The 22719-nt window shown below is 66.2% G+C and carries 25 protein-coding genes and 1 tRNA gene; 8 read left to right on the forward strand and 18 right to left on the reverse strand.

Annotation, left to right across the window (positions count from 1 at the left end; translation table 11 throughout):
- The first annotated feature begins 112 nt into the window (after positions 1-112).
- On the forward strand, positions 113-1690 hold the full coding sequence (locus tag DFR43_RS11845) for a methyl-accepting chemotaxis protein (protein ID WP_133598961.1): 1578 nt from the start codon (positions 113-115) through the stop codon (positions 1688-1690).
- A gap of 15 nt (positions 1691-1705) precedes the next feature.
- On the opposite strand, the gene queF is transcribed toward DFR43_RS11845, so the two are convergent.
- Genes queF through yaaA form a run of 3 tightly spaced genes read right to left on the reverse strand, consistent with a single transcriptional unit; the run spans position 1706 to position 4194 of the window.
- Entirely contained in the window at positions 1706-2551 is an 846-nt protein-coding gene (queF, locus tag DFR43_RS11850) for an NADPH-dependent 7-cyano-7-deazaguanine reductase QueF (protein ID WP_133598963.1), read from the reverse strand.
- Positions 2548-3375, reverse strand: a complete 828-nt coding sequence (locus DFR43_RS11855; protein ID WP_133598965.1) for a 2OG-Fe(II) oxygenase — start codon at positions 3373-3375, stop codon at positions 2548-2550. The genes queF and DFR43_RS11855 overlap by 4 nt, the downstream gene beginning before the upstream one ends.
- A gap of 42 nt (positions 3376-3417) precedes the next feature.
- Entirely contained in the window at positions 3418-4194 is a 777-nt protein-coding gene (yaaA, locus tag DFR43_RS11860; protein WP_133598967.1) for a peroxide stress protein YaaA, read from the reverse strand.
- Between yaaA and DFR43_RS11865 the strand changes: the two genes are divergently transcribed.
- On the forward strand, positions 4193-4894 hold the full coding sequence (locus DFR43_RS11865) for a pseudouridine synthase (RefSeq protein WP_133598969.1): 702 nt from the start codon (positions 4193-4195) through the stop codon (positions 4892-4894). The genes yaaA and DFR43_RS11865 overlap by 2 nt on opposite strands.
- Before the next feature lie 8 nt (positions 4895-4902).
- On the opposite strand, the gene DFR43_RS11870 is transcribed toward DFR43_RS11865, so the two are convergent.
- From DFR43_RS11870 to DFR43_RS11880, 3 genes are all read right to left on the reverse strand, one after another.
- On the reverse strand, positions 4903-5493 hold the full coding sequence (locus DFR43_RS11870) for a DUF3501 family protein (RefSeq protein WP_133598971.1): 591 nt from the start codon (positions 5491-5493) through the stop codon (positions 4903-4905).
- 15 nt (positions 5494-5508) lie between these two features.
- Positions 5509-6858 (reverse strand): (Fe-S)-binding protein, encoded by a 1350-nt coding sequence (locus DFR43_RS11875; RefSeq protein WP_133598973.1) that lies wholly within the window; start codon positions 6856-6858, stop codon positions 5509-5511.
- A gap of 150 nt (positions 6859-7008) precedes the next feature.
- Positions 7009-7431 (reverse strand): rubrerythrin family protein, encoded by a 423-nt coding sequence (locus DFR43_RS11880; RefSeq protein ID WP_133598975.1) that lies wholly within the window; start codon positions 7429-7431, stop codon positions 7009-7011.
- Positions 7432-7728: 297 nt separating this feature from the next.
- Here DFR43_RS11880 and DFR43_RS11885 point away from each other — a divergent pair, with 297 nt between their 5' ends.
- A complete protein-coding gene (locus DFR43_RS11885) occupies positions 7729-10716 on the forward strand; it encodes a valine--tRNA ligase (RefSeq protein WP_133598977.1) in 2988 nt (995 codons plus the stop codon).
- Between the two features lie 100 nt (positions 10717-10816).
- Here the strand turns inward: DFR43_RS11885 and DFR43_RS11890 are convergent, their stop codons facing one another.
- Together DFR43_RS11890 and cysM are read right to left on the reverse strand one after the other, a co-directional pair.
- On the reverse strand, positions 10817-11044 hold the full coding sequence (locus tag DFR43_RS11890; protein WP_133598979.1) for a sulfurtransferase TusA family protein: 228 nt from the start codon (positions 11042-11044) through the stop codon (positions 10817-10819).
- Positions 11045-11142: 98 nt separating this feature from the next.
- Positions 11143-12081: a cysteine synthase CysM gene (cysM, locus tag DFR43_RS11895; protein WP_133598981.1), complete on the reverse strand. Its 939-nt coding sequence runs from the start codon at positions 12079-12081 to the stop codon at positions 11143-11145.
- A 75-nt stretch (positions 12082-12156) separates the two neighbouring features.
- Here cysM and DFR43_RS11900 point away from each other — a divergent pair.
- Positions 12157-12244, forward strand: a tRNA-Leu gene (locus DFR43_RS11900).
- A 72-nt stretch (positions 12245-12316) separates the two neighbouring features.
- On the forward strand, positions 12317-13306 hold the full coding sequence (locus DFR43_RS11905) for a calcium/sodium antiporter (RefSeq protein WP_133598983.1): 990 nt from the start codon (positions 12317-12319) through the stop codon (positions 13304-13306).
- Here the strand turns inward: DFR43_RS11905 and DFR43_RS11910 are convergent.
- Entirely contained in the window at positions 13295-14251 is a 957-nt protein-coding gene (locus DFR43_RS11910; RefSeq protein ID WP_133598985.1) for an SDR family oxidoreductase, read from the reverse strand. The two genes, DFR43_RS11905 and DFR43_RS11910, sit on opposite strands and share 12 nt — an antisense overlap.
- Before the next feature lie 79 nt (positions 14252-14330).
- Between DFR43_RS11910 and DFR43_RS11915 the strand changes: the two genes are divergently transcribed.
- Both DFR43_RS11915 and DFR43_RS11920 read left to right on the forward strand, forming a co-directional pair.
- Complete coding sequence (locus DFR43_RS11915; protein WP_133598987.1) at positions 14331-15365, forward strand: CDP-6-deoxy-delta-3,4-glucoseen reductase; 1035 nt, start codon at positions 14331-14333, stop codon at positions 15363-15365.
- Between the two features lie 37 nt (positions 15366-15402).
- Positions 15403-16380 carry a Bug family tripartite tricarboxylate transporter substrate binding protein gene (locus DFR43_RS11920; protein ID WP_133598989.1) on the forward strand — a complete coding sequence of 326 codons (978 nt, stop codon included), beginning with the start codon at positions 15403-15405 and terminating at the stop codon, positions 16378-16380.
- A 6-nt stretch (positions 16381-16386) separates the two neighbouring features.
- Here DFR43_RS11920 and DFR43_RS11925 read toward each other — a convergent pair whose 3' ends face one another.
- Genes DFR43_RS11925 through DFR43_RS11945 form a run of 5 tightly spaced genes read right to left on the reverse strand, consistent with a single transcriptional unit; the run spans position 16387 to position 20492 of the window.
- Complete coding sequence (locus DFR43_RS11925; RefSeq protein WP_133598991.1) at positions 16387-17001, reverse strand: SCO family protein; 615 nt, start codon at positions 16999-17001, stop codon at positions 16387-16389.
- Positions 17001-17915, reverse strand: coding sequence for a heme o synthase (gene cyoE, locus DFR43_RS11930; protein WP_133598993.1), 915 nt, complete (start codon positions 17913-17915; stop codon positions 17001-17003). Before cyoE ends, DFR43_RS11925 begins: the two co-directional genes overlap by 1 nt.
- Positions 17912-19078: a COX15/CtaA family protein gene (locus DFR43_RS11935; protein ID WP_211338652.1), complete on the reverse strand. Its 1167-nt coding sequence runs from the start codon at positions 19076-19078 to the stop codon at positions 17912-17914. Before DFR43_RS11935 ends, cyoE begins: the two co-directional genes overlap by 4 nt.
- A 3-nt stretch (positions 19079-19081) precedes the next feature.
- Positions 19082-19795, reverse strand: a complete 714-nt coding sequence (locus tag DFR43_RS11940; protein ID WP_133598997.1) for an SCO family protein — start codon at positions 19793-19795, stop codon at positions 19082-19084.
- Positions 19755-20492: an SURF1 family protein gene (locus DFR43_RS11945; protein ID WP_245988918.1), complete on the reverse strand. Its 738-nt coding sequence runs from the start codon at positions 20490-20492 to the stop codon at positions 19755-19757. The genes DFR43_RS11940 and DFR43_RS11945 overlap by 41 nt, the downstream gene beginning before the upstream one ends.
- A gap of 15 nt (positions 20493-20507) precedes the next feature.
- Between DFR43_RS11945 and DFR43_RS11950 the strand changes: the two genes are divergently transcribed.
- Positions 20508-20732, forward strand: coding sequence for a twin transmembrane helix small protein (locus tag DFR43_RS11950; protein WP_211338653.1), 225 nt, complete (start codon positions 20508-20510; stop codon positions 20730-20732).
- Between the two features lie 71 nt (positions 20733-20803).
- Here the strand turns inward: DFR43_RS11950 and DFR43_RS11955 are convergent, their stop codons facing one another.
- The 4 genes from DFR43_RS11955 to DFR43_RS13725 form a co-directional block, all read right to left on the reverse strand.
- Positions 20804-21685: a cytochrome c oxidase subunit 3 gene (locus tag DFR43_RS11955; protein WP_133599001.1), complete on the reverse strand. Its 882-nt coding sequence runs from the start codon at positions 21683-21685 to the stop codon at positions 20804-20806.
- Between the two features lie 72 nt (positions 21686-21757).
- Positions 21758-21964, reverse strand: coding sequence for a DUF2970 domain-containing protein (locus DFR43_RS11960; RefSeq protein WP_133599002.1), 207 nt, complete (start codon positions 21962-21964; stop codon positions 21758-21760).
- Positions 21961-22587, reverse strand: coding sequence for a cytochrome c oxidase assembly protein (locus DFR43_RS11965; protein ID WP_133599003.1), 627 nt, complete (start codon positions 22585-22587; stop codon positions 21961-21963). Before DFR43_RS11965 ends, DFR43_RS11960 begins: the two co-directional genes overlap by 4 nt.
- A gap of 10 nt (positions 22588-22597) precedes the next feature.
- A complete protein-coding gene (locus DFR43_RS13725) occupies positions 22598-22714 on the reverse strand; it encodes a cytochrome oxidase small assembly protein (RefSeq protein WP_425471095.1) in 117 nt (38 codons plus the stop codon).
- Between the last annotated feature and the right edge of the window lie 5 nt (positions 22715-22719).

The raw sequence follows: 22719 nt of genomic DNA on the forward strand, positions 1-22719 counted from the left end.
CCCCCCGCCCGCGGCGATACGGGGCCCCCTTGCCACGGAACGGCTTCCGTAGAATCCCCTCTCACACACACCAGCCCGCGCCCACCGCGCGGCCCTGGCCCAGGAGACATCCATGAGAATGAACCTGCCCGTGACCCAGCGGGAGTACGACTACCCCGGCAGCGAAATGCTGGTGTCCACCACCGACACCAAGGGCTACATCACCCATTGCAATCAGGCATTCATCAACGTCAGCGGCTACTCGCGCGAGGAGCTGCTGGGGCAGAACCACAACCTCATCCGCCACCCGGACATGCCCCCCGAGGGCTTCAAGGATTTGTGGGCCACCATCGGGCGCGGCCGCCCCTGGACCGGTGTGGTGAAAAACCGGCGCAAGAATGGCGACCATTACTGGGTGGTGGCCAACGTCACGCCCATTTTGCAAGGCAACAAGCCGGTGGGGTATTTGTCGGTGCGGGTCAAGCCCACGCGGGCGCAGATCCAGGCGGCCGAGGCGCTGTACGCGCAAGTGGCCCGCGAGCGCGAGACCGGGCGCCACACCGTCACCTTGAAGGAAGGCCGCGTGGTGCGGCTGGGCTGGCGCGGCTGGCTCGACGCGCACCGCCATCTGACGCTCAACGAGCGCCTGGCCGGCGCCTTGCTGGGCCTGGCCGCGCTGGGCACCGTGCCCGCGGCGCTGCGCTGGTGGCGCCCGGAATGGCTGGGCGACGGGGCCACCCTGGGCCTGCAGGCGGGCCTCATGGCGGCAGGAGCCGCCGCCGTGTATGCCTGGTTCCGGCAGGGGTTTGCCGCCGGCATGCAGGAGGCCGACCGCTTCGCACGCGACCTGGCCAGCTGCAACCTCACCACCCAGGCCAGCGACCATTTCCCCGAACCGCTGGGCTCGCTGATGCGCAAGCTGGTGCAGGTGCAAGTCAACCTGCGCGCGGTCATTGGCGACGTGCGTGCCGAAATCACGGGCTTTAGCCGCTCGGCCGAGGAAATCGCCGCCGGCGGCCAGAACCTGGCCGCGCGCACCGAAGCCCAGGCCGGCAGCCTGGAAGAGACGGCCGCCTCGATGGAAGAGCTCGCCGGCACGGTGCGCCAGACCGCCGAGACCGCCGCCCAGGTGGCCCAGCAAACCCAGCACAGCACCCAGACCGCCAACGAAGGGCAGGCCGCCATCCGCTCGGTGCGCCAGTCCATGGACGCGATCGAGCAGTCCTCGCGCCGCATGAACGACATCATCGGCGTCATCGAAAGCATCGCCTTCCAGACCAACATCCTGGCCCTGAATGCCGCCGTGGAAGCGGCCCGCGCCGGTGAAGCCGGCCGTGGCTTCGCGGTGGTGGCCGCCGAGGTGCGCGCCCTGGCCCAGCGCAGCGCCCAGGCAGCACGCGAAATCCGCGACCTCATCGGCCAGTCGGTGGAGCAAGTCAGCCAAGGGGCAGCGGAAATGCACCACGCGGCCGAGACCATCGACCGGGTGGCGCAGGAGGTGCAACGCATGGCCGAGCTGGTGATGCAGATCACCCAGGCCACGCAAGAACAGACGCAAGGCATCGCCCAGGTCAATGAAGCCGTGACGCAGCTCGACACCGTCACGCAGCACAATGCCGCGCTGGTCGAAGAAACCAGCACGGCGGCGCAGCGGCTCAACGCCGGCACGCACAGCCTGCAGCGGGCGGTGGAGGTGTTCCGGCTGCCCTGACGCGGCCGGCCAGGCTCACTGCCGGGCGGTGCGCTGCGACGCCGGCGGCTGCTGCGGGTGGCTGGTGCGCCAGGGGTTGATGTCCAGCCCGCCGCGCCGGGTGTAGCGGGCATACACGCTCAGGCGCGCCGGGCGGCAGCGGGTCCAGATGTCCATGAAAATGCGCTCGACGCACTGCTCATGGAATTCGTGGTGCTGGCGAAAGCTCACCAGATAGCGCAACAGCCCGGCCTGATCGATGGGCGCGCCGACATACGCAATGCGCACGCTGCCCCAGTCTGGCTGCCCCGTCACCAGGCAGTTGCTCTTGAGCAAGTCGCTCACCAGCGCCTCCTGCACCTGGGGCTGGCTGTGGTCGGCCTGCAGGTGGTGCGGCGCGGGCGTGTAGTCGGCGCACTCCACGTCGAGCCGGTCCAGGCTCAGCCCCTCCAGCGCGGCGACGGTTTCGGCCGACCAGGCCGGCGGCTCCAGCAGCCGCACGCCCACGCTGCCGCCCACCGGCTGGCCGCGCCAGACGGCTTCGCTCAAATCCTGCCGCAGGCGCTGCCGCACCGCCTCGGCCGACTCGAACACCGTCTGGTTGAAGCTGTTGAGGTAGAGCTTGAGCGATTTGCTCTCCACCAGGTTCGGGGTCTCGCACGGCACGGTGATGTGCGCCAGCGCCACCTGGGGCTTGCCCCGCGGGTTGAGCCAGCTCAGTTCGTAGGCCGTCCACAAATCGGCCCCCATGAAGGGCGGCGCCCCTTCGATGCCGATCTCGGCCCGCTTGGGCTGGCGCGGCAGCGCAAAGAGCAAGGAAGGGTCGTACCGGTCCACATAGGCCGTGGCCTTGCCCAGCGGGCTGTCTTGCGGCTGGCTCATGCAAACTCCCGCTGCCGCAGCCATTTCGTGGCCACCCATTTCTCGCCCTCGATCACGGGGGCGCCGCCATGCAGGGTGCGCGTGGCCGGATGGGGCCGCTCATAGGCGAAAAACACCGCATGCCCGCGCTGGGGTGCCACTTCGAGCCCCACGTCGGGGAAGGTGGTGCCGCCACCGCGCAAGGGGTTGTTCAGATACATCACGAGCGTGGCCACCCGCTGGCCGCCGCGGCGCACGATGTGGGCCGTGCCCGGCTCCTTGGGGTCGAAATAGTCGTAATGCGGCTTGTATTCCGCCCCGGGCCGGTAGTGCAGGACTTGCAGGCCCTCGCCATGGTCCACCGGCCAGCGCAGCAGCCGGGCGATGCGGGCCTCCACCCGGGCCACCACGTCGGTTTCGCCGCGGCGGAAGAACATGCCGTGGCTGGTGCGGTCGGGGTTGAGCTCCTCGCCGCCGGTGGCCGTCTGCACCGTCAGCGAGCGCGTCATGCGCGGCCGCGCCGCTTCGATCAGCGCCTCGCACTCGTCGTCGGACAGCAGGTTGCCAAACACCACCAGCTCCGGCTGGCGCATGGCCACGAGCACGTCCACCACGCGGTCGCCCACGTCGATGGCCCGCGGCGAGCCGCTCAAATCCGGGCGCGGCATGGGCACGGGGGCCAGGCCGGCCACGTATTGCTCCAGGGTCTGCTCCAGCGCTTCGGTGGCCACCGATTCTTCCCAGCCCACATCCATCATGGCCTTGAGCACGGCTTCGGGGCTGAAGCCGGCGCGGGCCTGCTCGATGATCCACTGGCGCAATTCGGGGGTGACGGTCTGGGTCATGCGGCGCGCTCCCTGCTCATCCGTTGTCTCTCCACGCTGGTGTCAGGGCCGCTCGTCGCGCCGGAACACCAGCCGGTCCGGCTCGGAGGCGGCCGGCACATAGGCGTAGCCTTCCAGGTCGAAGCCCTTGAGGTCGTCCACCGTGGCGGCTTGGCGCTGCACGGCATAGCGCACCATCAGCCCCCGGGCCCGCTTGGCCAGGAAGCTGATGACTTTGTACTGCTTGCCCTTGAGCTCCTCGAACACGCAAGTCACCACCGGCGGCTTGAGCGCCTTGCGGTCCACCGCCTTGAAGTACTCCTCGCTGGCCAGATTGACCACCACGGGCTGCGCCTCGGCGGCGGCGCGCTGGTTCAGGTATTCGGCGATCTGGGTGCCCCAGAACTGGTACAGGTTTTTCCCTTTGGGCGTGGCCAGGCGGGTGCCCATTTCGAGCCGGTAGGGCTGCATCAAATCCAGCGGGCGCAGCACGCCGTACAGGCCGCTCAAAATGCACAGGTGCTCCTGCAGCCAGGCCAGTTGGGCCTCATTCAGGCTGCGGGCGTCGAGCCCTTCGTACACATCGCCGTTGAAGGCCAGCACCGCGGGCTTGGCGTTGGCCGGGGTGAAGGTGGGCTGCCAGGCCTGGTAGCGGGCCACATTGAGGCCCGCCAGCGGGTCGCTGAGGTCCATCAGCGCGGCGATTTCCTGCGGCGTCTTTTCGCGCAAGATGGCGATGAGCTCGGCCGCCTGCTCGACGAACAGCGGCTGGGTGTGCAGCTCGATATGGGGGGGCGTCTCGTAGTCGAGCGCCTTGGCCGGAGACAATAAGAACAACATGCTCAACATCCTCTATCTGGACGATTATCTTGCAAGCGTGGACAAGCCCGCGGGGCTGCTGACGCACCGCACCGGGCTGGATGCGGGGGAGACGCGCTTTGCCTTGCAGATGCTGCGCGACCAGCTCGGCCGCCCGGTCTGGCCCGTGCACCGGCTGGACAAAGGCACCAGCGGGGTGCTGCTGTTTGCGCTCAGCGCGGAGGTGGCCCGCCGGCTGGGCAGCGCGTTCGAGCACGGCGAGGGCCTGCACAAGAGCTACTGGGCCGTGGTGCGCGGCTGGCCCGCAGATCACGGCGAGATCGACCACCCCCTGCGGCGCATGGACGATGAGGCGCGCGCCGGCCGCCTGGACCGCCTGCCGGCGCAAACCCGCTATCAGCGCCTGGCCTGTTACGAATTGCCGCTGCCGCAAGGCCCACATCCGCGCACCCGCGCGGCGCTGCTGGCCTTGCAGCCGCTGACCGGGCGGCGGCACCAGTTGCGGCGGCACATGAAGCACATCGCGCACCCCATCCTGGGCGATTCCACCCACGGCAAGGGGCCGCTGAACCGCGCGGTGGCCGCGCTGCTGGGACAGCACCGGCTGTGGCTGCACGCCCACCGGCTGCGCCTGACCCATCCCGTCACGGGGGCGGCGCTGCATATCGAGGCCCCACCGGATGCTGCCTGGGGCCTCTGGCAGCGCTGGCAAGTGGACTGAGCGGCGGCCTATCGCAAATCCCCCGCCAGGCTGGCCAGCGTCTCGGCCCCGATCTGCACATGGGCCGGGTAGTGGGTGTGGTCGCACCCGAGCTTGACCGCCGCGCCCGCCTTGATCGCGGCCCGCATGGCCGGCGTGAATTCGAAGCGCAGGAAGTGCACCGCCGAGGTCTTGTCCGCCGTCTCGCGGTCCAGGTCTTCGTCGGCGATGGCGTACACCCGCTCATGGCCCTCCACTTCCACGAACATCCGGTCCTCGACCCCGATGAGCCGGGCCAGCTCGCGCCGGCGCTCGTGGATGTCGGGGTACTCGATGAGCAAGGTGGCCTTCCAGTTGGTGCCGTCGGGCACCAGCGGGGCGTAGGCGTCGATTTCGTCCTGAATGCCCTCTTCCTCGAAGATTTTTTCGATGCGCAGCATCTCCTGGATCTGGTAGCGCATGCTCAGCTCGCTTTCGAACTGCACGCTCAGGTGCTCGCCCAGATGCACCGTGCGCAGCTTGCGGTGGGCCATCACTTCGGGTTTATGGACTTTGCGCCATTTGGCGTAAGCCTCCAGGGTCATGAGGCTGTCTGGGGTGATCTTGCCGGTCAGTTGCATGGCGGGCTCTCCTGCTCAATCGAGGCCGTAAGCGGTGCGCACCAGCGTCAGCGGATGCGCCAACTTGGGCTCGCCGAGCTGGTTGACTTCAAAGCCTTGGGCGATGTGGTGGCCGCCCAGCGGGCAATCGGAACTGATGTAGTCGGGCTTGGCGCCGTCTTTCATCTGCGCCATGGCCTTGAACACGGGCTTGCCGATCTTCATGGCCGTCTGATGGCTGCCCTTCTTCACGCCGTAGGTGCCGGCATGGCCCGAGCAGCGCTCGATGGTCTGCACCGTGGTGTCCGGGATGAGCTTGAGGATTTCCTCGGTCTTCTTGCCCATGTTCTGCACCCGGCTGTGGCACGGCACCTGATAGCTCACGTTGCCCAGCTTGCGCGGGAAGTCGGTCTTCAGCAGGCCGTCGCGCTTGCGGGCCACCAGGTATTCAAACGGGTCCCACATCGCTTCCTTGACGCGCTGGGTGTCGGCGCAGTCGGGGAACATGAGCGGAATTTCCTGCTTGAACATCAGCGTGCAGCTGGGCACGGCGCTGAGAATGGCAAAACCGTCCTTGGCGTATTTGGCCAGCACGGGGATGTTGGCCGCCTTGCTCGCGGCCACTGCATCCAGGTCGCCCAGCTCCAGCTTGGGCATGCCACAGCATTTTTCCTTTTCCACGATCACGTAGGGGATCTCGTTGTGATCGAGGATTTTCAGCAGGTCGTGGCCGATGCCGGGCTCGTTGTAGTTCACATAGCAGGTGGAAAAGATCACCACCTTGCCCGGCGTGCGCTCACCGTCCTTGACCTGCGTGGCGCGGGCTTCGGGGGCCGAGGCGCGGAACTTGCGCGTGGCCAGCGCCGGCAGCCAGGCCTGCTTGTCCACGCCCAAGGCGCTTTCCATCACGCTGCGGGCGGCCTGGGTCTTGTTGACGGCGTTGACCACCTGCACCACCACCGGAATGCCCGCCAGCGAGCCGTGCACGTCGGTGGAGGCCAGCAACTTCTCGCTGAACTTGACTTCGCCCTTCTTGTGCTTGATCGCCTTGGCGCGCAGCATGGTGTGCGGAAAGTCCAGGTTCCACTCGTGCGGCGGCGTGTACGGGCACTTGGTCATGTAGCACAGATCGCACATGTAGCACTGGTCCACCACCTTCCAGTAGTCTTTCTTGTCCACGCCGTCCACCTCCATGGTGGGGCTTTCGTCCACCAGGTCGAACAGCGTCGGAAAGGCGTTGCACAGGCTCACGCAGCGGCGGCACCCGTGGCAGATGTCGAAGATGCGCTCCAGTTCCTGCAGACACTTGTCCTCGTCGTAAAAGTCCGGGTTCTTCCAGTCCAGCGGGTGCCGGATGGGGGCCTCCAGATTGCCTTCTCGCGACATGGTTGCTCCTTGTGGTTGTTATGGTTGCCAGTGGCGGGACGGTGACGGGCGCTTCGCCGGCAGGCGCTGCGCGACGCATTCAGCGAGGGGCGCTGGCCAAGCCGGCCAACGCCCGACGCTCAATGAGCAACGCTCACTTCGGCTGCGGCCTCAGTCCACCAGCTCGGCCAGCGCCTTGCTGTAGCGGTTGGCGTGCGAGCGCTCGGCCTTGGCCAGCGTCTCGAACCAGTCGGCGATTTCGTCGAAGCCTTCCTCCCGGGCCGTCTTGGCCATGCCGGGGTACATGTCGGTGTACTCGTGCGTCTCACCGGCAATGGCCGACTCCAAGTTCTGGCGCGTGGTGCCGATGGGCATGCCGGTGGCCGGGTCGCCGGCTTGCTCCAGAAACTCCAGATGGCCGTGGGCATGACCCGTCTCGCCTTCGGCGGTGGAGCGGAACAGCGCGGCCACATCGTTCTGGCCTTCCACGTCGGCCTTGTTCGCGAAGTACAGGTAGCGGCGGTTGGCTTGGGATTCGCCGGCAAAGGCGTCTTTGAGGCACTGCTCGGTCTTGGAGCCTTTGAGTTGAGGCATGTTGCATCTCCTTGCGGTGTGGGTGGGAATGCCGCAGGGCACCGTCGGGTACGACCATGCCCTACCGACGCCAACAACCTTAGCGCCAATCGACACCCTTGTCTAATTGCATGCAGCTATCCACCGCATAAATAACAGCTATCGATGACAGAAATTTAATAGAATGATTCGCATTTGCGAAACAACCCTCCCGAAGCCGCGCGCCGCGCGCGCTGCCCAGCGTCCATGCCCCCCAGGCCGGTACCCGGCACCCGTAAAATCCCGAATTCCTCTGCCTGTTTCTCCACCGATTTCCCCATGTCTGACGCGATTGCCCAACCGGGCTTGCAAGCCCTGTCCAAATCTTTCGAACCCGCGCCCATCGAAGCCCGCTGGGGCCCGCATTGGGAGCGCCTGGGCTATGGCGCAGCCGGCTGCCGCGGCACGGGCAAGCCGGACGCGCAAGCCGCCGCCGAAGGGCGCAATTTCGCCATCCAGCTGCCGCCGCCCAACGTGACCGGCACGCTCCACATGGGGCACGCCTTCAACCAGACCATCATGGACAGCCTGACGCGCTACCACCGCATGTTGGGCCACAACACGGTCTGGATTCCGGGCACCGACCACGCCGGCATCGCCACGCAAATCGTGGTGGAGCGCCAGCTGCAGGAACAGGGCATCAGCCGGCACGACATGGGCCCCACCCCCGAGGAGGCGCGCAAAAACTTCGTCGCCAAGGTGTGGGAGTGGAAGGAGAAAAGCGGCAACACCATCACCCGGCAAATGCGCCGCATGGGCGACAGCGTGGACTGGAGCCGCGAATACTTCACGATGGACGAGCGGCTCTCCAAGGTCGTCACCGAGACCTTTGTACGGCTGTACGAACAGGGCCTGATCTACCGCGGCAAGCGCCTGGTCAACTGGGACCCGGTGCTGATGAGCGCGGTGTCGGACCTGGAAGTGGAAAGCGAGGAAGAGGACGGCTTCCTGTGGCACATCGCCTATCCGCTGGCCAGCGGCGAGGGGCAGCTCGTGGTGGCCACCACCCGGCCCGAGACCATGCTGGGCGACGTGGCCGTGATGGTGCACCCCGAGGACGAACGCTACCGCCACCTGGTCGGCCAGAAAGTGCGGCTGCCGCTGTGCGAGCGCGAGATCCCTGTCATCGCCGACGCCTACGTCGATCCGGCGTTTGGCACCGGGGTGGTCAAGGTCACGCCGGCGCACGACCACAACGACTACGCGGTGGGGCAACGGCACGGGTTGCCCACCATCGGCGTGCTGACCCTGGATGCCAAAGTCAACGATCAAGCGCCCAGCGCTTACCGCGGACTGGACCGCTTCGAAGCCCGCCGGCGCATCGTGGCCGACCTCGAAGCCGCGGGGCTGCTGGTGGAGGTGAAAAAGCACCGCCTGATGGTGCCGCGCTGCGCGCGCACCGGCCAGATCGTCGAGCCGATGCTGACCGACCAGTGGTTCGTCGCCATGACCCAGGTCAGCCCGCAGGACCCCACCGGCAAGAGCATCGCGCAGAAGGCCATCGACGCCGTAGCCAGCGGCCAGGTGCGCTTCGTGCCGGAAAACTGGGTCAACACGTTCAACCAGTGGATGAACAACATCCAGGACTGGTGCATCAGCCGCCAACTCTGGTGGGGGCACCAGATCCCGGCCTGGTACGACGCCGAGGGTAACGTCTATGTGGCGCGCCACGAGGCCGATGCGCAAGCCCAGTTCCGCGCCCGGCTGGACACGCTGGACGCCCCGGCCCGCGAGCGCCTGCAAGCCGCCGGCCTGACCCGCGACCCGGACGTGCTCGACACCTGGTACTCCAGCGCGCTGGTGCCCTTCAGCACCCTGGGCTGGCCCGAAGCCGCCGCGGGCACCACCGGCGACGCCGTCGCCCCGAGCGACTACGACCTCTACCTGCCCAGCACCGTGCTGGTGACCGGCTACGACATCATCTTCTTCTGGGTGGCTCGCATGATCATGATGACCACCCACTTCACCGGCCGGGTGCCGTTCCGCCACGTCTACATCCACGGCCTGGTGCGCGACGCGCAAGGCCAGAAAATGAGCAAGTCCGAAGGCAACGTGCTCGACCCGGTGGACCTCATCGACGGCATCGACCTGCCCACCCTGCTGGCAAAACGCACCACCGGCCTGCGCAAGCCCGAAACCGCGCCCAAGGTTCGCAAAGCCACGGAAAAAGAATTCCCCCAAGGCATCCCGGCTTACGGGGCGGACGCGCTGCGCTTCACCTTCGCGGCGCTGGCGAGCCTGGGCCGCAGCATCAACTTCGACAGCAAGCGCTGCGAGGGCTACCGCAACTTCTGCAACAAGCTCTGGAACGCCACCCGCTTCGTGCTCATGAACTGCGAGGGCCACGACTGCGGGCTGAGCGAGCACACCGCCGACCAGTGCGTGCCCGGCGGCAGCTACCTGCACTTCAGCCAGCCCGACCGCTGGATCGTCTCGCTGCTGCAGCGCGTCGAGGCCGACGTGGCCCGTGGCTTTGCCGACTACCGGCTCGACCACGTGGCCAACGCCATCTACGACTTCGTCTGGAACGAATTTTGCGACTGGTACCTGGAAATCGCCAAAGTGCAAATCCAGACCGGTGACGCCGCCCAGCAGCGCGCCACGCGCCGCACGCTGATCCGCACGCTGGAAACCATCCTGCGGCTGGCGCACCCCATCATCCCCTTCATCACCGAAGAGCTGTGGCAAAAGGTGGCCCCGGTGGCCGGCCGCGCCGGCGCGTCCGTCAGCATCGCGCCCTACCCCGTCAGCCAGCCCGAGCGCATCGACGAAGCCGCCGAAGCCTACGTGGCCCAACTCAAGGCCATGGTGGACGCCTGCCGCAATCTGCGCGGGCAGATGAACGTCTCGCCCGCGCAGCGCTTGCCGCTGTATGCCGTGGCCGGCAGCGCCAACGGGGCCGACATGCTGCGCAGCGCAGCGCCGGCCCTGCAGGCGCTGGCCAAGCTCAGCGAGGTGCGCCTCTTTGCCGACGAAGCCAGCTGGAGCGCCGCCGCCCAGGCCGCGCCGGTGGCCGTCGTGAGCCTGGGGCAAGACGTGGCCCGCCTGTGCCTGTTCATGGAGATCGACGTCGCCGCCGAAAAAGCCCGCTTGCACAAAGAGGTGGCGCGACTGCAAGGCGAAATCGCCAAGGCCCAGGGCAAGCTGTCCAACGACGCCTTCGTGGCCAAGGCCCCGGCTGCGGTGATCGAGCAAGAACGCCAGCGGGTGGCCGACTTCAGCGCCACCTTGGCCAAGCTGCAGGAACAGCTCCAACGCCTGGGCTGAGCGCCACCGGCCGGCGCAGAAGCCGTCCGCCCGCGCAAGAGAAAGGCCGCATGGCGCGGCCTGGGTGGTGGCGGGAGGGAGCGGAGAAAATGCGCCGCGCTCAGCGCCGGCGCAGGATGGAGATGTAATCCGGCCCGGTCACGTCTTGCTGCAGCAGCTCATTGCCCGTCTGCTTGGCAAACGCCTGAAAATCCCGCACCGAGCCGGCATCGGTGGCAATCACCTTCAACACCTGTCCACTGCTCATTTCGGCCAAGGCTTTTTTGGCTTTGAGAATCGGCAGCGGGCAGTTGAGCCCACGGGCGTCGAGTTCGCGATCTACTTGCATGTCATCATCACCTGTGTGTGGGCGGCATTGTACCGGCGCACCTGAAACCGTGCTGACGCCCGCCCACGGCAGGCGGTCAGACGTCAGCGCCCGCTCCATCACGCGGGAAACACCCCCGTGGACAAATACCGGTCGCCCCGGTCACACACCACGAACACGATGGTGGCGTTTTCCACCTGGGCCGCGATTCTCTGCGCCACCCAGCACGCCCCGGCGGCCGAGATGCCGGCAAAAATGCCTTCCTCGCGGGCCAGGCGGCGGCACATCGCCTCGGCATCGGTCTGGCTGACGTACACCAGTTCATCCACCGCGCTGGGGTCGTAAATCTTGGGCAGGTATTCCGGGGGCCACTTGCGGATGCCCGGAATGCGCGAGCCCTCGCTCGGTTGGGCGCCGATGATGCGAATCGCCGGGTTCTTTTCTTTCAAGAACCGGCTCACCCCCGTGATGGTGCCGGTGGTGCCCATGGCGCTGACGAAATGGGTGATTTGCCCCGCCGTCTGGGCCCAGATTTCGGGGCCGGTGGTCTCGTAGTGGATGCGCGGGTTGTCCGGGTTGGCGAACTGGTCCAGCACCTTGCCCTTGCCCTCGCGCTCCATTTTCTCGGCCAGGTCGCGCGCGTACTCCATGCCGCCGCTCTTGGGCGTGAGGATCAGCTCGGCGCCAAAGGCTTTCATGGTCTGCGCGCGCTCGATGGAGAGGTCCTCGGGCATGATCAGCACCATGCGGTAGCCACGGATGGCCGCCGCCATCGCCAGCGCGATGCCGGTGTTGCCGCTGGTGGCCTCGATCAGCGTGTCGCCGGGGCGGATCTCGCCGCGCTCCTCGGCGCGGCGGATCATCGACAGCGCCGGCCGGTCCTTGACCGAGCCGGCCGGGTTGTTGCCCTCCAACTTGCCCAGCACCACGTTGCCGCGCGCGCGGTTGTCGGGCATCCCGATGCGCTGCAGCGCCACCAGCGGCGTCTGGCCAATGGCCGCCTCGATGGTGGGGTAGTTCGGACGAACGGGGGGTTTCTTGGAAGAAGGCTTGCTCATGAAAAAGGCGAAGAAAGAAGGGCTGGCCGCCCGGAATGCTGGTTGCACTGTGCCATAATTCTGGCTTACTCCGATGCCGGAGTGGCGAAATTGGTAGACGCAGCAGATTCAAAATCTGCCGGTGCAACACACCGTGCCGGTTCGAGTCCGGCCCCCGGCACCAGAACACAGGGCAACATCCTCACCGATGTTGCCCTTTTTCGTGACCCTCTCTTGAGTCGAAGGCAGGCGTTTCATGGACGTTGGTTTGCCCTTGCTGGCGGTGGTGGCAGGTCTGGCGGTGTTGGTCTGGTCGGCCGACAAGTTCGTGGACGCGGCAGCGGCCGTTGCCCGGCACTTCGCGCTGCCGCCGTTGCTCATCGGCGCGGTCATCATCGGCTTTGGCACGTCGGCACCGGAGCTGGCGGTCTCGGTGCTCTCGGCCATGGAAGGCAGCCCGGGCATCGCGCTGGGCAACGCCTACGGCTCCAACATCGCCAACATCGCGCTCATTCTGGGCCTGACGGCGCTCGTCAGCCCGATCGTGGTGCAGTCGCAAATCCTGCGCAAGGAGCTGCCGGTGCTCACCGCCGTCACGCTGCTGTCCGTCGCTCTGGTGTGGGACCTGAGCATCAGCCGCCTGGACGCCATCATCCTGCTGCTGGTGTTTGCGGCCTTGATGGCCTGGTCGATCCGCGAAGGCATCCGTGACGGACAAGACCCGCTGTCGCAGGAAACGGAAGCCGAACTGGAGGCCCACCCCATGCCCATCGGCCAAGCCTGGTGGTGGCTGGTGGCCGGTCTGGTGTTGCTGATCGCCAGTTCGCGCTTGCTGGTGTGGGGCGCGGTGACGATTGCTCAGGGGCTTGGCGTCAGCGAGTTGGTCATTGGGCTGACCATCGTGGCCGTGGGCACCTCGCTGCCCGAACTGGCGTCCTGCATCGCAGCAGCACGCAAGAACGAACACGATCTGGCCATCGGCAATGTGCTGGGCTCCAACCTGTTCAACACGCTGGCCGTCGTCGGTCTGGCCGGCGCGATTCATCCCCTGGGCATGGAACCGGCAGTGCTGTACCGCGACATGGCGGTGATGGGGGCCCTGACGCTCGTCCTGTTCGCCCTGGGTTACAGCCGCCAGGGCAAGCCGGGGCGCATCACGCGGCCTGAAGGCGGCTTGCTGGTACTGAGCTTTGCGGCCTACACGACGTGGTTGCTCTACAGCAGTCTGGGTGCGTCAGCCGGCTGAGCCGGTGCGTCGGGCCAGCGCGGCCCCTTCCCCTGCCAGCCCCTCGCGCACCGTGGGGTAGCGCAGGCGCAAGCCCAGCTCGCGCTTCATGCGGTCGTTGCGCAGGCGGCGCGACTCGTTCATGAAGCTCAGCACCATGAGCGACAGGCGCTGCTCGGCGCCTTCGCGGGGGATGCGCTCGGGACGCGGAAGGCCGTACCAATCGGCCACCAGGTCGAAATAGTCACCCATTTTCAGCGCGGTGTCGTCGCTCACGTTCCACACCCGCTGCGGCGCGTGGCGCCAGAGCGCGCGGGCGCAGGCACGGGCCAAGTCATCGGCATGGATGTGGTTGGTGTAAACGTCGTCGCGCTCACGCAACACGGGGGTGCCACGCAACAGGCGCTCGCGCGGGCCGCCTGCTCGGTCCGGGGCATAGATGCCCGGAATGCGCAACACCGTCACATCCACCCCCAGGGCGCGCCCCCACCAGCGCAGGCGCTCCTCGGCATCGACGCGGCGCAACGCCCGCGGCGTGGTCGCGGCCAGCGGGCGCGTTTCGGCCGCCCAGTCGCCCGCGCAGTCGCCATAGACGCCCGTCGTGGAACCGTACACCAGCTTGGTCGGCCGGCTGCGCCGCGCCAGCGCCTGGGCCAAGTGGCGGCTGCGCGGGTCCTGACGCCAATCCGGCAGAGAGTCCGAGGGCGGGGGGGCCAGATGCAGCACCCGGGTCGCCAGGCCCGCGAGCCGGCGCAGGCTGGCAGGATCGTCCAAATTGCCCACCAGCGGCACGATGCCCTGGGCGCGCAGCTGCGCCCGCCGCTCGGGCGATGATGTCAGGGCCAGCAAGCGGGCCCGGCGCCCGCCGCCCAACACCCGGGCCGTTCGCAGCCCCACGTCACCACAACCCACCACCAGAACGCGCTCGCGCCGAAACCGCGCGGGCAATGCACCCATTGCAACCATGTGCCTCCACAAGTCTGAGAAAATCGGGCGTCCGCCGGGCGACAGCCGCGCCGGCCTTCCTGCCTCATCCTTGCCAAGTATGACATTCCAGATCACCGTTGAGCCCAGCGGGCGCACCTTCACCGCCAACCCCGGCGAAGCCATCCTGGCGGCCGGCATCCGGCAAGGCATCGGCCTGCCCTATGGCTGCAAAGACGGCGCCTGCGGCTCGTGCAAGTGCCGCAAGCTCTCCGGCAGCGTGGTGCACGGCCCGCACCAATCCAAGGCCCTGAGCCCGGAAGAAGAAGCCGCCGGCCTGGTACTGACCTGCTGCGCCACCCCCACCAGCGACGTGGTGCTGGAATCCAAGCAGGTCACCGAAGCGGGGGCCTTCCCGATCAAGAAACTGCCGGTGCGCGTGACCTCGCTGCACAAGGCCTCCGACGACGTGATGATCGTCAAGCTGCAGTTGCCCGCGAGCGACACCTTCCAGTACCACGCGGGGCAATACGTGGAGTTCTTGCTGCGCGACGGCAGCCGCCGCAGCTATTCCATGGCCACCGCGCCGCATCTGCAGGCCGAAGCCCCCGGCATGGAATTGCACATCCGCCACATGCCTGGCGGCAAGTTCACCGACCATGTCTTTGGCGGCATGAAGGAAAAAGAAATCCTGCGCATCGAAGGCCCCTACGGCAGCTTCTACCTGCGCGAAGACAGCGACAAGCCCATGATCCTGCTGGCCTCGGGAACGGGTTTCGCCCCCATCAAGGCGCTGATCCAGCACATGCGGTTCAAGAACATCCAGCGCCCGGCCGTGCTGTACTGGGGGGGCCGACGCCCGGCCGATCTGTACGAAGACGCCTGGGTGCGCGCCCAGTGCGCCGAGATGCCCAACCTGCGCTACGTGCCCGTCGTCTCCGACGCCCTGCCTGAAGACGGCTGGAGTGGCCGCACCGGCTTTGTCCACCTCGCCGTCCTGCAAGACTTCCCCGACCTGTCGGGCCATCAGGTGTATGCCTGCGGCGCCCCGATCGTCGTCGAATCCGCCCAACGCGACTACATCGCCGCCGGCCTGCCGCCAGAGGAGTTCTTTGCCGACTCTTTCACTTCGGAAAAAGACAAGCTGGCGGCCTGAGCGGCCTCAGCGACCCGCACACATCGAAGGAGACACCATGCAACGCAGACACATCATCCTCGCCAGTACCGCAGCCGCCGCTTCTGCCTTGTTTGCTCCATGGGCCTGGGGCCAAAGCAAAGTCACTCGCATCATCGTGCCATTCGCAGCCGGGGGCCCTATCGATGTCACGGCACGCGTGCTGGCCGAGCAGGTGCGTGACGCGCTCGGCGGTCCCGTCATCGTGGAAAACCGACCTGGTGCGGGGGGCAATATCGGCATGGAAGCCGTGGCCAAAGCCGCGCCCGACGGCCTCACCCTGGGCATCGCCACCACGGCGTCGCATGGCATCAATCCATGGCTATTTACCAAGCTGCCTTACGACCCCGCCAAAGACTTCCTGCCCGTCACGCAAATGCTTCGGGTGCCCAACGTGCTGGTGATGAATGAACAGACTGCCGAGCGCCTCAATATCCGCACCGTCGCCGACTTGGTCCGCTACGCCAAAGCCCATCCCGGCAAACTGAACTACGGCTCGGGCGGCAACGGCAGCGCCGGCCATCTTGCAGGCGAAATGTTCAAAAACGCCGCCGGGATCTTCATCGTTCACATCCCCTATAACGGTGGTAACCCCGCTCAGGTGGCCTTACTCGGCGGACAAGTGGACTTCAATTTCGACAATCTGGCCACGGCGGCAGCCAACATCCGGGCAGGCCGTTTGCGGGCCCTGGCCGTGACCACGGCCCAACGCAGCCCGGTCATGCCCGACATTCCGACCGTGGCCGAAAGCTATCCTGGCTTTGAAATCGACACCTGGTGGGGCTTGGTGGTGCCCGCTGGCACGCCAGCCAGCGTCGTGGCCGAGCTCAACCGGGTGTTTACCACCGCATTGCGCAGCCCCGAGGTACGATCACGATTCGCCACCCTCATGGCCGAGCCCACGCCTACCACACCGGAAGCCTTCGGCCAATTTATGGCCGCCGAACGGGCCAAATACGAGCGCGCCGTCAAACTCAGCGGCGCTCAGGTGACCTGAGCCGCCTCAGCGATCCGCCTCGGCCAGCAGGCGCCGCACGTCGCTGGCCAGCGCTTCGGCGCCACTGTTGTAGCGGTGATACAGGCGAATGCGCCCCTGCGTGTCGAACACGTAGCTGCCCGCCGAATGATCGAGCGTGTAGCTCGTCGGCGTCGGCCCTTCGACCTTTTTGTAATACACCTTGAACGAGCGCGCCAGTTCGGGCAGGCGCTCCAGATCGGTGTAAAGCGCCAGGAAAGTGGGGTCGAAGCTGGCCATGTATTCGCGCATGATCTCGGGCGTGTCGCGCTCCGGGTCCACGCTGATGAACAAGCCCTGGAAGCGATCGGCCTGATCGCCCAGCAAGGCCCGGGCCTGGGCCATCTCGGCCATGGAGGTCGGGCACACATCCGGGCACTGGGTGAAGCCAAAGAACACCACCACCACCTTGCCGCGGAAGTCTGCCAGCGTGCGACGCTGGCCATTGTGGTCGATCAGGTCGAAATCGCGGGCGTAGTCCGCCCCCGTGATGTCGATCCCGACGAAAGCCGGCTGGTCACTGCAGGCAGACAAGCCCCCCAGCGCCAGCGCGGCCGCGGCCGCCGCGATCCATCGCCGTCGCGTCTGAACAAATCCTCGCATCACCACAGTCTCATCAGGTAATGATCCACCAGCATGGCCGCAAACAGCAGCGACAGGTGAATCAGGGAAAACCGGAACGTCTTGCGCGCCAGTTGGTCGGAATAACGGCGCCACAAGGCCCAGGCATAGCCGCTGAACCCGATGCTCAGCCCCACCGCCACCACGAGGTAGAACCAGCCGCTCATGCGCAGCATGAAAGGCATCAGGCAGGCGGCGAACAGGATCAACGTGTACAGGAAAATGTGCAGCCGCGTGAATTCCGAGCCGTGCGTGACCGGCAGCATGGGCAGGCCGGACTTGCGGTAGTCCTCCACCCGGTACAGGGCCAGCGCCCAGAAGTGCGGCGGCGTCCACAGAAAGATGATGAGGAACAGCACCAGCGCCTCGGCCGACACGGTGTTGGCCATCGCCGCCCAGCCCAGCACCGGGGGCATGGCGCCCGAGGCTCCGCCAATCACGATGTTCTGGGGTGTCAGCGGCTTGAGCACCACGGTGTAGATGACCGCATAGCCAACAAAGGTGCCAAAAGTCAGCCACATGGTCAGCGGATTGACCCACACATAGAGGATGGCCGAACCGACGGCACACAAAATGGCCGAGAAAGTCAGCGTCTGCGCATTGGTCAATTCGCCTTTGGCGGTGGGGCGCCAGGCGGTGCGCTTCATTTTGGCGTCGATGTGCTGCTCGACCACGCAGTTGAACGCCGCGGCCGCTCCCGCGACGAGCCAGATGCCCAGGCAGGCCACGGCCGCCCGGGCCACCTGCGCCCACGTAGGCACGCCTGGGACGGCTAGCACCATGCCAATGAGGGCGCAAAACACGATGAGTTGGATCACGCGCGGCTTCATCAGCGCGTAGAACTGCCGCCAGGTGGGCGGCAGTGGCGTGGACAGCGACACGGGCGGGCTGCTCATGCGGATTGCTCCCGCCACACAGGCTCAGCCGCCGTGTGCCGGCGGCGCGACGGATAAGCAGCCGTGAGCCAGCCGGTCAACACCACCACCAAGGCGGCGGCGCCGCCCGTGTGCGACACGGCCGCCAGCAGCGGCCACTCCAGCACCACGTTGGACAAACCCGTCAGCAATTGCCACCCCGCCAGCCCCAGCAGCCATCGGGCATGCGAGGCACGCCCCTCCACCTTCCAGAAGCGCCAGGCCAGATAGCCCAGCACGGCAAACACCCCATAGGCCGCCAGGCGGTGGGTGTAATGGATGGCCGTCAAGGCCGGGAAGGGGATGGACTCTCCCGAGCGCTGCACCCCCAGCTCACGCCAGAGCTGGAAGCCGGTGGCAAAGTCCATGGGTGGCCACCAACTGCCCTGGCAGGTGGGGAAATCCCGGCAGGCCAGCACCGCGTAATTGGTGCTCACCCACCCCCCTAAAGCAATCTGCAGCCAGACCACGGCAAACGCGGCCCAAAGCCAGACGCGCGTGGCCGGCTGCAAGGGCAGAAAGGCCGAGCCCGGCGCATCGGCCCCCACCCCGCCCTGGCGGTAACGCACCGCCTGCAGCCGCAAGAGCGCCAGCAGCGCCATGCCACCGAGCAAATGCAGCGTCACGATCGCCGGAAACAACTTCATCGTCACCGTCAGGGCGCCAAAAGCGCCTTGCAGGCAGACCCAGAACAGCGTGACCATCGGCCAGAACACCGACACCTGGATCCGGTGCCGCTCGCGCCAGCTGAAAAACGCCAACACCAGGATGAGCACCCCCACCCCAGTGGCCAGATAGCGGTGGATCATTTCGATCCATGCCTTGGGAAACGTCACCGGCCCCAGCGGCATGGCCTCCTGGGCGGCGGCAATCTCGGCCCGCGCGCCGATCGGGCTGGCTTTGCCATAGCAGCCCGGCCAGTCCGGGCAACCCAGGCCCGAATCGGTCAGCCGGGTAAACGCGCCAAACAGCACCAGATCGAACGTGAGAAACAGCGTGACCCCAGTCAGCAAGGCCAGGCGAGTCGCCATCGGCGCGCGACGCCCACGCAACCACACCCAATACAGGGGACCGGCTGCAATGAGGATGCCCAGCGCCATCAGGTACAGCACCGGGGAGAGGTCGTACAGGGCTTGCGTGTCCATCAGTCAGCGACCCGGTTGATCCCAAAAGCTGGAAGCGCGCAGCAGGCGCGTCCAGTCGCGGCGCATGCGGGCCGGATCGGCATCCGGCGGAAAGCGCATCATCCAGCGGCCCATGGGGTCGATCACGTACAAGTGGTCGGCCAGCCGCTGCCCGGGCGCTGGCGCCAGCCAGGTGGCGATGTCGGCCTCCTCCATGTGCAGCACCACGGCCGCGCGGGTGGCCTCGCGCAGCGGCTCGGCGAGTTCGGCGCTGCCGGTGCGCAGCCACACCCAGTCCACGCGGTCTTTGTCTTTGCCCAGGCTTTCCCGAATCTGGCGCTGCAGGTACAGGTGCGTCTCGCAACGGGCATCGCAGGCGCTGTCGGCCACGCTCAGGAACAGCCATTGGTCCTTGAGCGCGGCCAATTCGACCACCCGCCCTTCGGCATCGACACCGCGGATGGCAGGCATGTCCCGGGGCGGGTCGATCAGTTCCCCGTAGTTGGAACGCCCTTCGGGCCGAATCACGTAAAAGGTGAAATAGGACGCGATCACCGGCGAAGCGCAGATGAGCAACAGCAGCAGCATCTTCCAGCGGCCGCGCCGCGTGGCTGCCGCGTCATGGGCCAGTTGCGCAGCGGGCGACGGCAGAGAGTGCACGGTCATGGTCAGCGGCTCATCACCCGGCGCGGGCGATTCAGCGGCGGCGCCGGGGGACGATGATTTGGAACCAGACATAGAGAATCACTGTGAGGGTGGACAGGCCAAACCATTGGAAGGCGTAGCCATAATGCTTGTGCACATCGCTGCCCACCACGGGCCAGTCCCGCCACAAACCGTCATCGGCTTGGCCAGCGGTGGCCACCTGCTGCACCGAGGCCGGCAACAATGCCAGGGACCACTCGGCCCCATAAGCATCCAAATCGATATTTTGCCGGATCACGCCCTCGTTCGCCGCGGCAAACTCGTAATACCTGGACGGCGGGGGCGCCAATCGCCCTTCCACCGTCACCACCCCCTCGATCTGAGGCAATTCGGGCAATGCGGTGCGATCGTCCATGCGGCGAGGCACCCAACCCCGCTGCACCACGATGGCCTGGCCCGACGCATGGCGCAGTGGCGTCACCACCACGAAGCCGACACGGCCATTCATGGTGCGGTTGTCCAGAAACACGGTGGCCTCATGCACCCACTGGCCAGCCAGCCGCACCGTGCGGTCGTGCAATTCGTCCAGCCGTCCGTCCGCCTGTGCGGCGAAAACCGCTTCCCACCCCACGGGGGGCATGGCCTGCCGCTGCTCACGCTGGGCCTGTAGCGCCAGTTTCTGCTCGGCCCGACCGAGTTGCCAGAAACCCAAAGACGCGGTGACGGCGATTGCCACCACCGCCGCCAGGGTGATCCACCAGAACCCCCGTCGCATGGGGACCGCACTCATTGGATAATCCTCTCCATGAAATGGCTGCTCATCATCGCATTGCTGCTCATCATCGCGTCACTCGCTGGCGCGCTCGTCGCCATGATGCGGGGCGACTCTGCCAGCGGTGACGAACGCCGCAGCCGCCGCATGGCCCGTGCGCTGACGGTACGCATCAGCCTGTCGGTGCTGCTGTTCATCGCCGTCATCATCAGCTATCACCTGGGCTGGATACAGCCCACCGGCATACCCATGCGCTAACGCGGGCATCCTTCACCCGACACGAAAAAGGCGCCCTGGGGCGCCTTTCGTCTGAGGCCGAACGCCAACGGTCACATCCAGTAGACCACCACGTACAAGCCCAGCCACACCACGTCCACGAAGTGCCAATACCAGGCAGCGCCCTCGAAACCGAAGTGGCGCTCCTTGGTGAAATGGCCTTTCTGCAGACGCAGCGTGATGACCAGCAACATAATCATGCCGACGAACACGTGGAAACCGTGGAAGCCGGTCAGCATGAAGAAGGTCGAGCCGTAGACGCCGGAATCCAGACGCAGGTTCAGGTCGGTGTAGGCATGGTAGTACTCATAGCCCTGCACACACAGGAACACGAAGCCCAGCAGCACCGTCAGCCACATGAAGGCAATCGTCTTGCTGCGGTTGCCGTCCTGAATGGCATGGTGGGCGATGGTCAGCGTCACGCCGGAAGTCAGCAGCAATGCCGTGTTGATGGTCGGCAGCCAGAACGGCCCCATGGTCTGGAACGGCTCGACGATGCCGGCCGGCGAAGCGGTCATGCCGGCCATCACCGACGGCCAGACGGCCTGGAAGTCGGGCCACAGCAGGGCGTGCTCGCTATTGCCCAGCGTTGGCACCGAATGCGCCCGGGCCCACCACAGCGCGGTGAAGAAGGCGCCGAAGAACATCACTTCCGAGAAGATGAACCAGGTCATGCTCCAGCGGTAGGAGATGTCGATCTTGCGGCCATACAGCCCGCCTTCGCTCTCGACAATGGCATCGCGGAACCACTGGTACAGCACGACCAGCCACCAGATCAGGCCAAAGGCCACCGAGTACGGCGCCCAGGCCGAGCCGTTGACCCACTGCCCCGCGCCCAGGATGACGAAAAACAGGCCAAACGCCGACATGAACGGATGCCGCGACAGACCCGGCACGAAGTAGTACGGCGTTGTGCCTTGCGTTGCTGCAGACATGCTCACTCCTATTGCTTTGCTTTCGCTTATGAATTCGATGTTAATGGATCGCCGATCGCGCCACCGCGCCCCTCAGCCGGCGATCCAGTTGACGATGACCATCAGCAAGATGACGAACAGAAAGGTCAAAATGAAGCCGACGGCCATCACCTGCAGGGGATTGAGCCGCTTGACGTCCTCGTGGAAGTCTTTGCGACGGCGCAAACCCAAAAAACTCCACAACACGGCCCGGACCGTGACCCACCAGGACGATGGGCGCCTTTGAGGTGGTTGGGTCATACGTTGCCTGCGTCATGGGTATCCCCGCGGGCCACGGAAGGCTGCCCGGCCCCGCTGGCATCGGCCTGGGGCGGGCTGGGTGTGCGCCCGCCGACCTCAAAGAAGGTGTATGACAGGGTGATCGTGGTCACGTCCTTCGGGATGCGGGGGTCGATGACGAAGGCCACCGGCCATTCCTTCTTCTCACCCGGCGCCAGGGTGTACTGGGTGAAGCAGAAACACTCCAGCTTGTTGAAATGGCGGGCGGCCTGCCGGGGCGCGTAACTCGGAATGGCCTGCGCCGCCATGGTACGGTCCTGAATGTTCTGGAACTCGTACATCACCGTGGTCAGCTGGCCCGGATGCACCTCCATGGAGCGCACGAGTGGACGGAAATCCCACGGGCCACGCACGTTGGTGTCGAACTCCACGATGATGGTGCGCGTGGTATCGACCTGCGTGTTGGCCGGCAGCGAGGGCGTCAGACCCGGGACGCTGCGTTCCGACAGCGCCAGGATGTTGATGCCCGTGGCTTCGCAGATGGCCCGATAAATCGGCACCAGGGCGTAGCCGAAGGCAAACATGCCCACCGCCACCACCGCGAGTTTGCCAACGATCTTCAGGTTTTCCTTGCGCAACGACATGATGGATCCATCAAGCTCCGAACAGAAGGAATTTGGCCACGAAGCCCAGCATGAAGGCCAAGGCCACGGAGGCGAGGATCAAGCCCAGCCTCACGTTGCTCTTGCGCTTTTCGGGCGAAATCGGCACGTCAG

The sequence above is a fragment of the Tepidicella xavieri genome (assembly GCF_004363315.1).
GTDB classification, from domain to species: domain Bacteria; phylum Pseudomonadota; class Gammaproteobacteria; order Burkholderiales; family Burkholderiaceae_C; genus Tepidicella; species Tepidicella xavieri.

Coding starts and splice junctions, on each gene's coding strand:
- DFR43_RS11950 (WP_211338653.1), top strand. CDS start 20,508: ATGAAATGGCTGCTCATCATCGCATTGCTGCTCATCATCGCGTCACTC.
- cysM (WP_133598981.1), bottom strand. CDS start 12,081: ATGAGCAAGCCTTCTTCCAAGAAACCCCCCGTTCGTCCGAACTACCCC.
- DFR43_RS11955 (WP_133599001.1), bottom strand. CDS start 21,685: ATGTCTGCAGCAACGCAAGGCACAACGCCGTACTACTTCGTGCCGGGT.
- DFR43_RS11965 (WP_133599003.1), bottom strand. CDS start 22,587: ATGTCGTTGCGCAAGGAAAACCTGAAGATCGTTGGCAAACTCGCGGTG.
- DFR43_RS11865 (WP_133598969.1), top strand. CDS start 4,193: ATGCTCAACATCCTCTATCTGGACGATTATCTTGCAAGCGTGGACAAG.
- DFR43_RS11920 (WP_133598989.1), top strand. CDS start 15,403: ATGCAACGCAGACACATCATCCTCGCCAGTACCGCAGCCGCCGCTTCT.
- DFR43_RS11915 (WP_133598987.1), top strand. CDS start 14,331: ATGACATTCCAGATCACCGTTGAGCCCAGCGGGCGCACCTTCACCGCC.
- queF (WP_133598963.1), bottom strand. CDS start 2,551: ATGAGCCAGCCGCAAGACAGCCCGCTGGGCAAGGCCACGGCCTATGTG.
- DFR43_RS11945 (WP_245988918.1), bottom strand. CDS start 20,492: ATGAGTGCGGTCCCCATGCGACGGGGGTTCTGGTGGATCACCCTGGCG.
- cyoE (WP_133598993.1), bottom strand. CDS start 17,915: ATGAGCAGCCCGCCCGTGTCGCTGTCCACGCCACTGCCGCCCACCTGG.
- DFR43_RS11935 (WP_211338652.1), bottom strand. CDS start 19,078: ATGGACACGCAAGCCCTGTACGACCTCTCCCCGGTGCTGTACCTGATG.
- DFR43_RS11905 (WP_133598983.1), top strand. CDS start 12,317: ATGGACGTTGGTTTGCCCTTGCTGGCGGTGGTGGCAGGTCTGGCGGTG.
- DFR43_RS11940 (WP_133598997.1), bottom strand. CDS start 19,795: ATGTCTGGTTCCAAATCATCGTCCCCCGGCGCCGCCGCTGAATCGCCC.
- DFR43_RS11875 (WP_133598973.1), bottom strand. CDS start 6,858: ATGTCGCGAGAAGGCAATCTGGAGGCCCCCATCCGGCACCCGCTGGAC.
- DFR43_RS11880 (WP_133598975.1), bottom strand. CDS start 7,431: ATGCCTCAACTCAAAGGCTCCAAGACCGAGCAGTGCCTCAAAGACGCC.
- DFR43_RS11890 (WP_133598979.1), bottom strand. CDS start 11,044: ATGCAAGTAGATCGCGAACTCGACGCCCGTGGGCTCAACTGCCCGCTG.
- DFR43_RS11870 (WP_133598971.1), bottom strand. CDS start 5,493: ATGCAACTGACCGGCAAGATCACCCCAGACAGCCTCATGACCCTGGAG.
- DFR43_RS11885 (WP_133598977.1), top strand. CDS start 7,729: ATGTCTGACGCGATTGCCCAACCGGGCTTGCAAGCCCTGTCCAAATCT.
- DFR43_RS11855 (WP_133598965.1), bottom strand. CDS start 3,375: ATGACCCAGACCGTCACCCCCGAATTGCGCCAGTGGATCATCGAGCAG.
- DFR43_RS11925 (WP_133598991.1), bottom strand. CDS start 17,001: ATGCGAGGATTTGTTCAGACGCGACGGCGATGGATCGCGGCGGCCGCG.
- yaaA (WP_133598967.1), bottom strand. CDS start 4,194: ATGTTGTTCTTATTGTCTCCGGCCAAGGCGCTCGACTACGAGACGCCC.
- DFR43_RS11910 (WP_133598985.1), bottom strand. CDS start 14,251: ATGGTTGCAATGGGTGCATTGCCCGCGCGGTTTCGGCGCGAGCGCGTT.
- DFR43_RS11845 (WP_133598961.1), top strand. CDS start 113: ATGAGAATGAACCTGCCCGTGACCCAGCGGGAGTACGACTACCCCGGC.
- DFR43_RS11960 (WP_133599002.1), bottom strand. CDS start 21,964: ATGACCCAACCACCTCAAAGGCGCCCATCGTCCTGGTGGGTCACGGTC.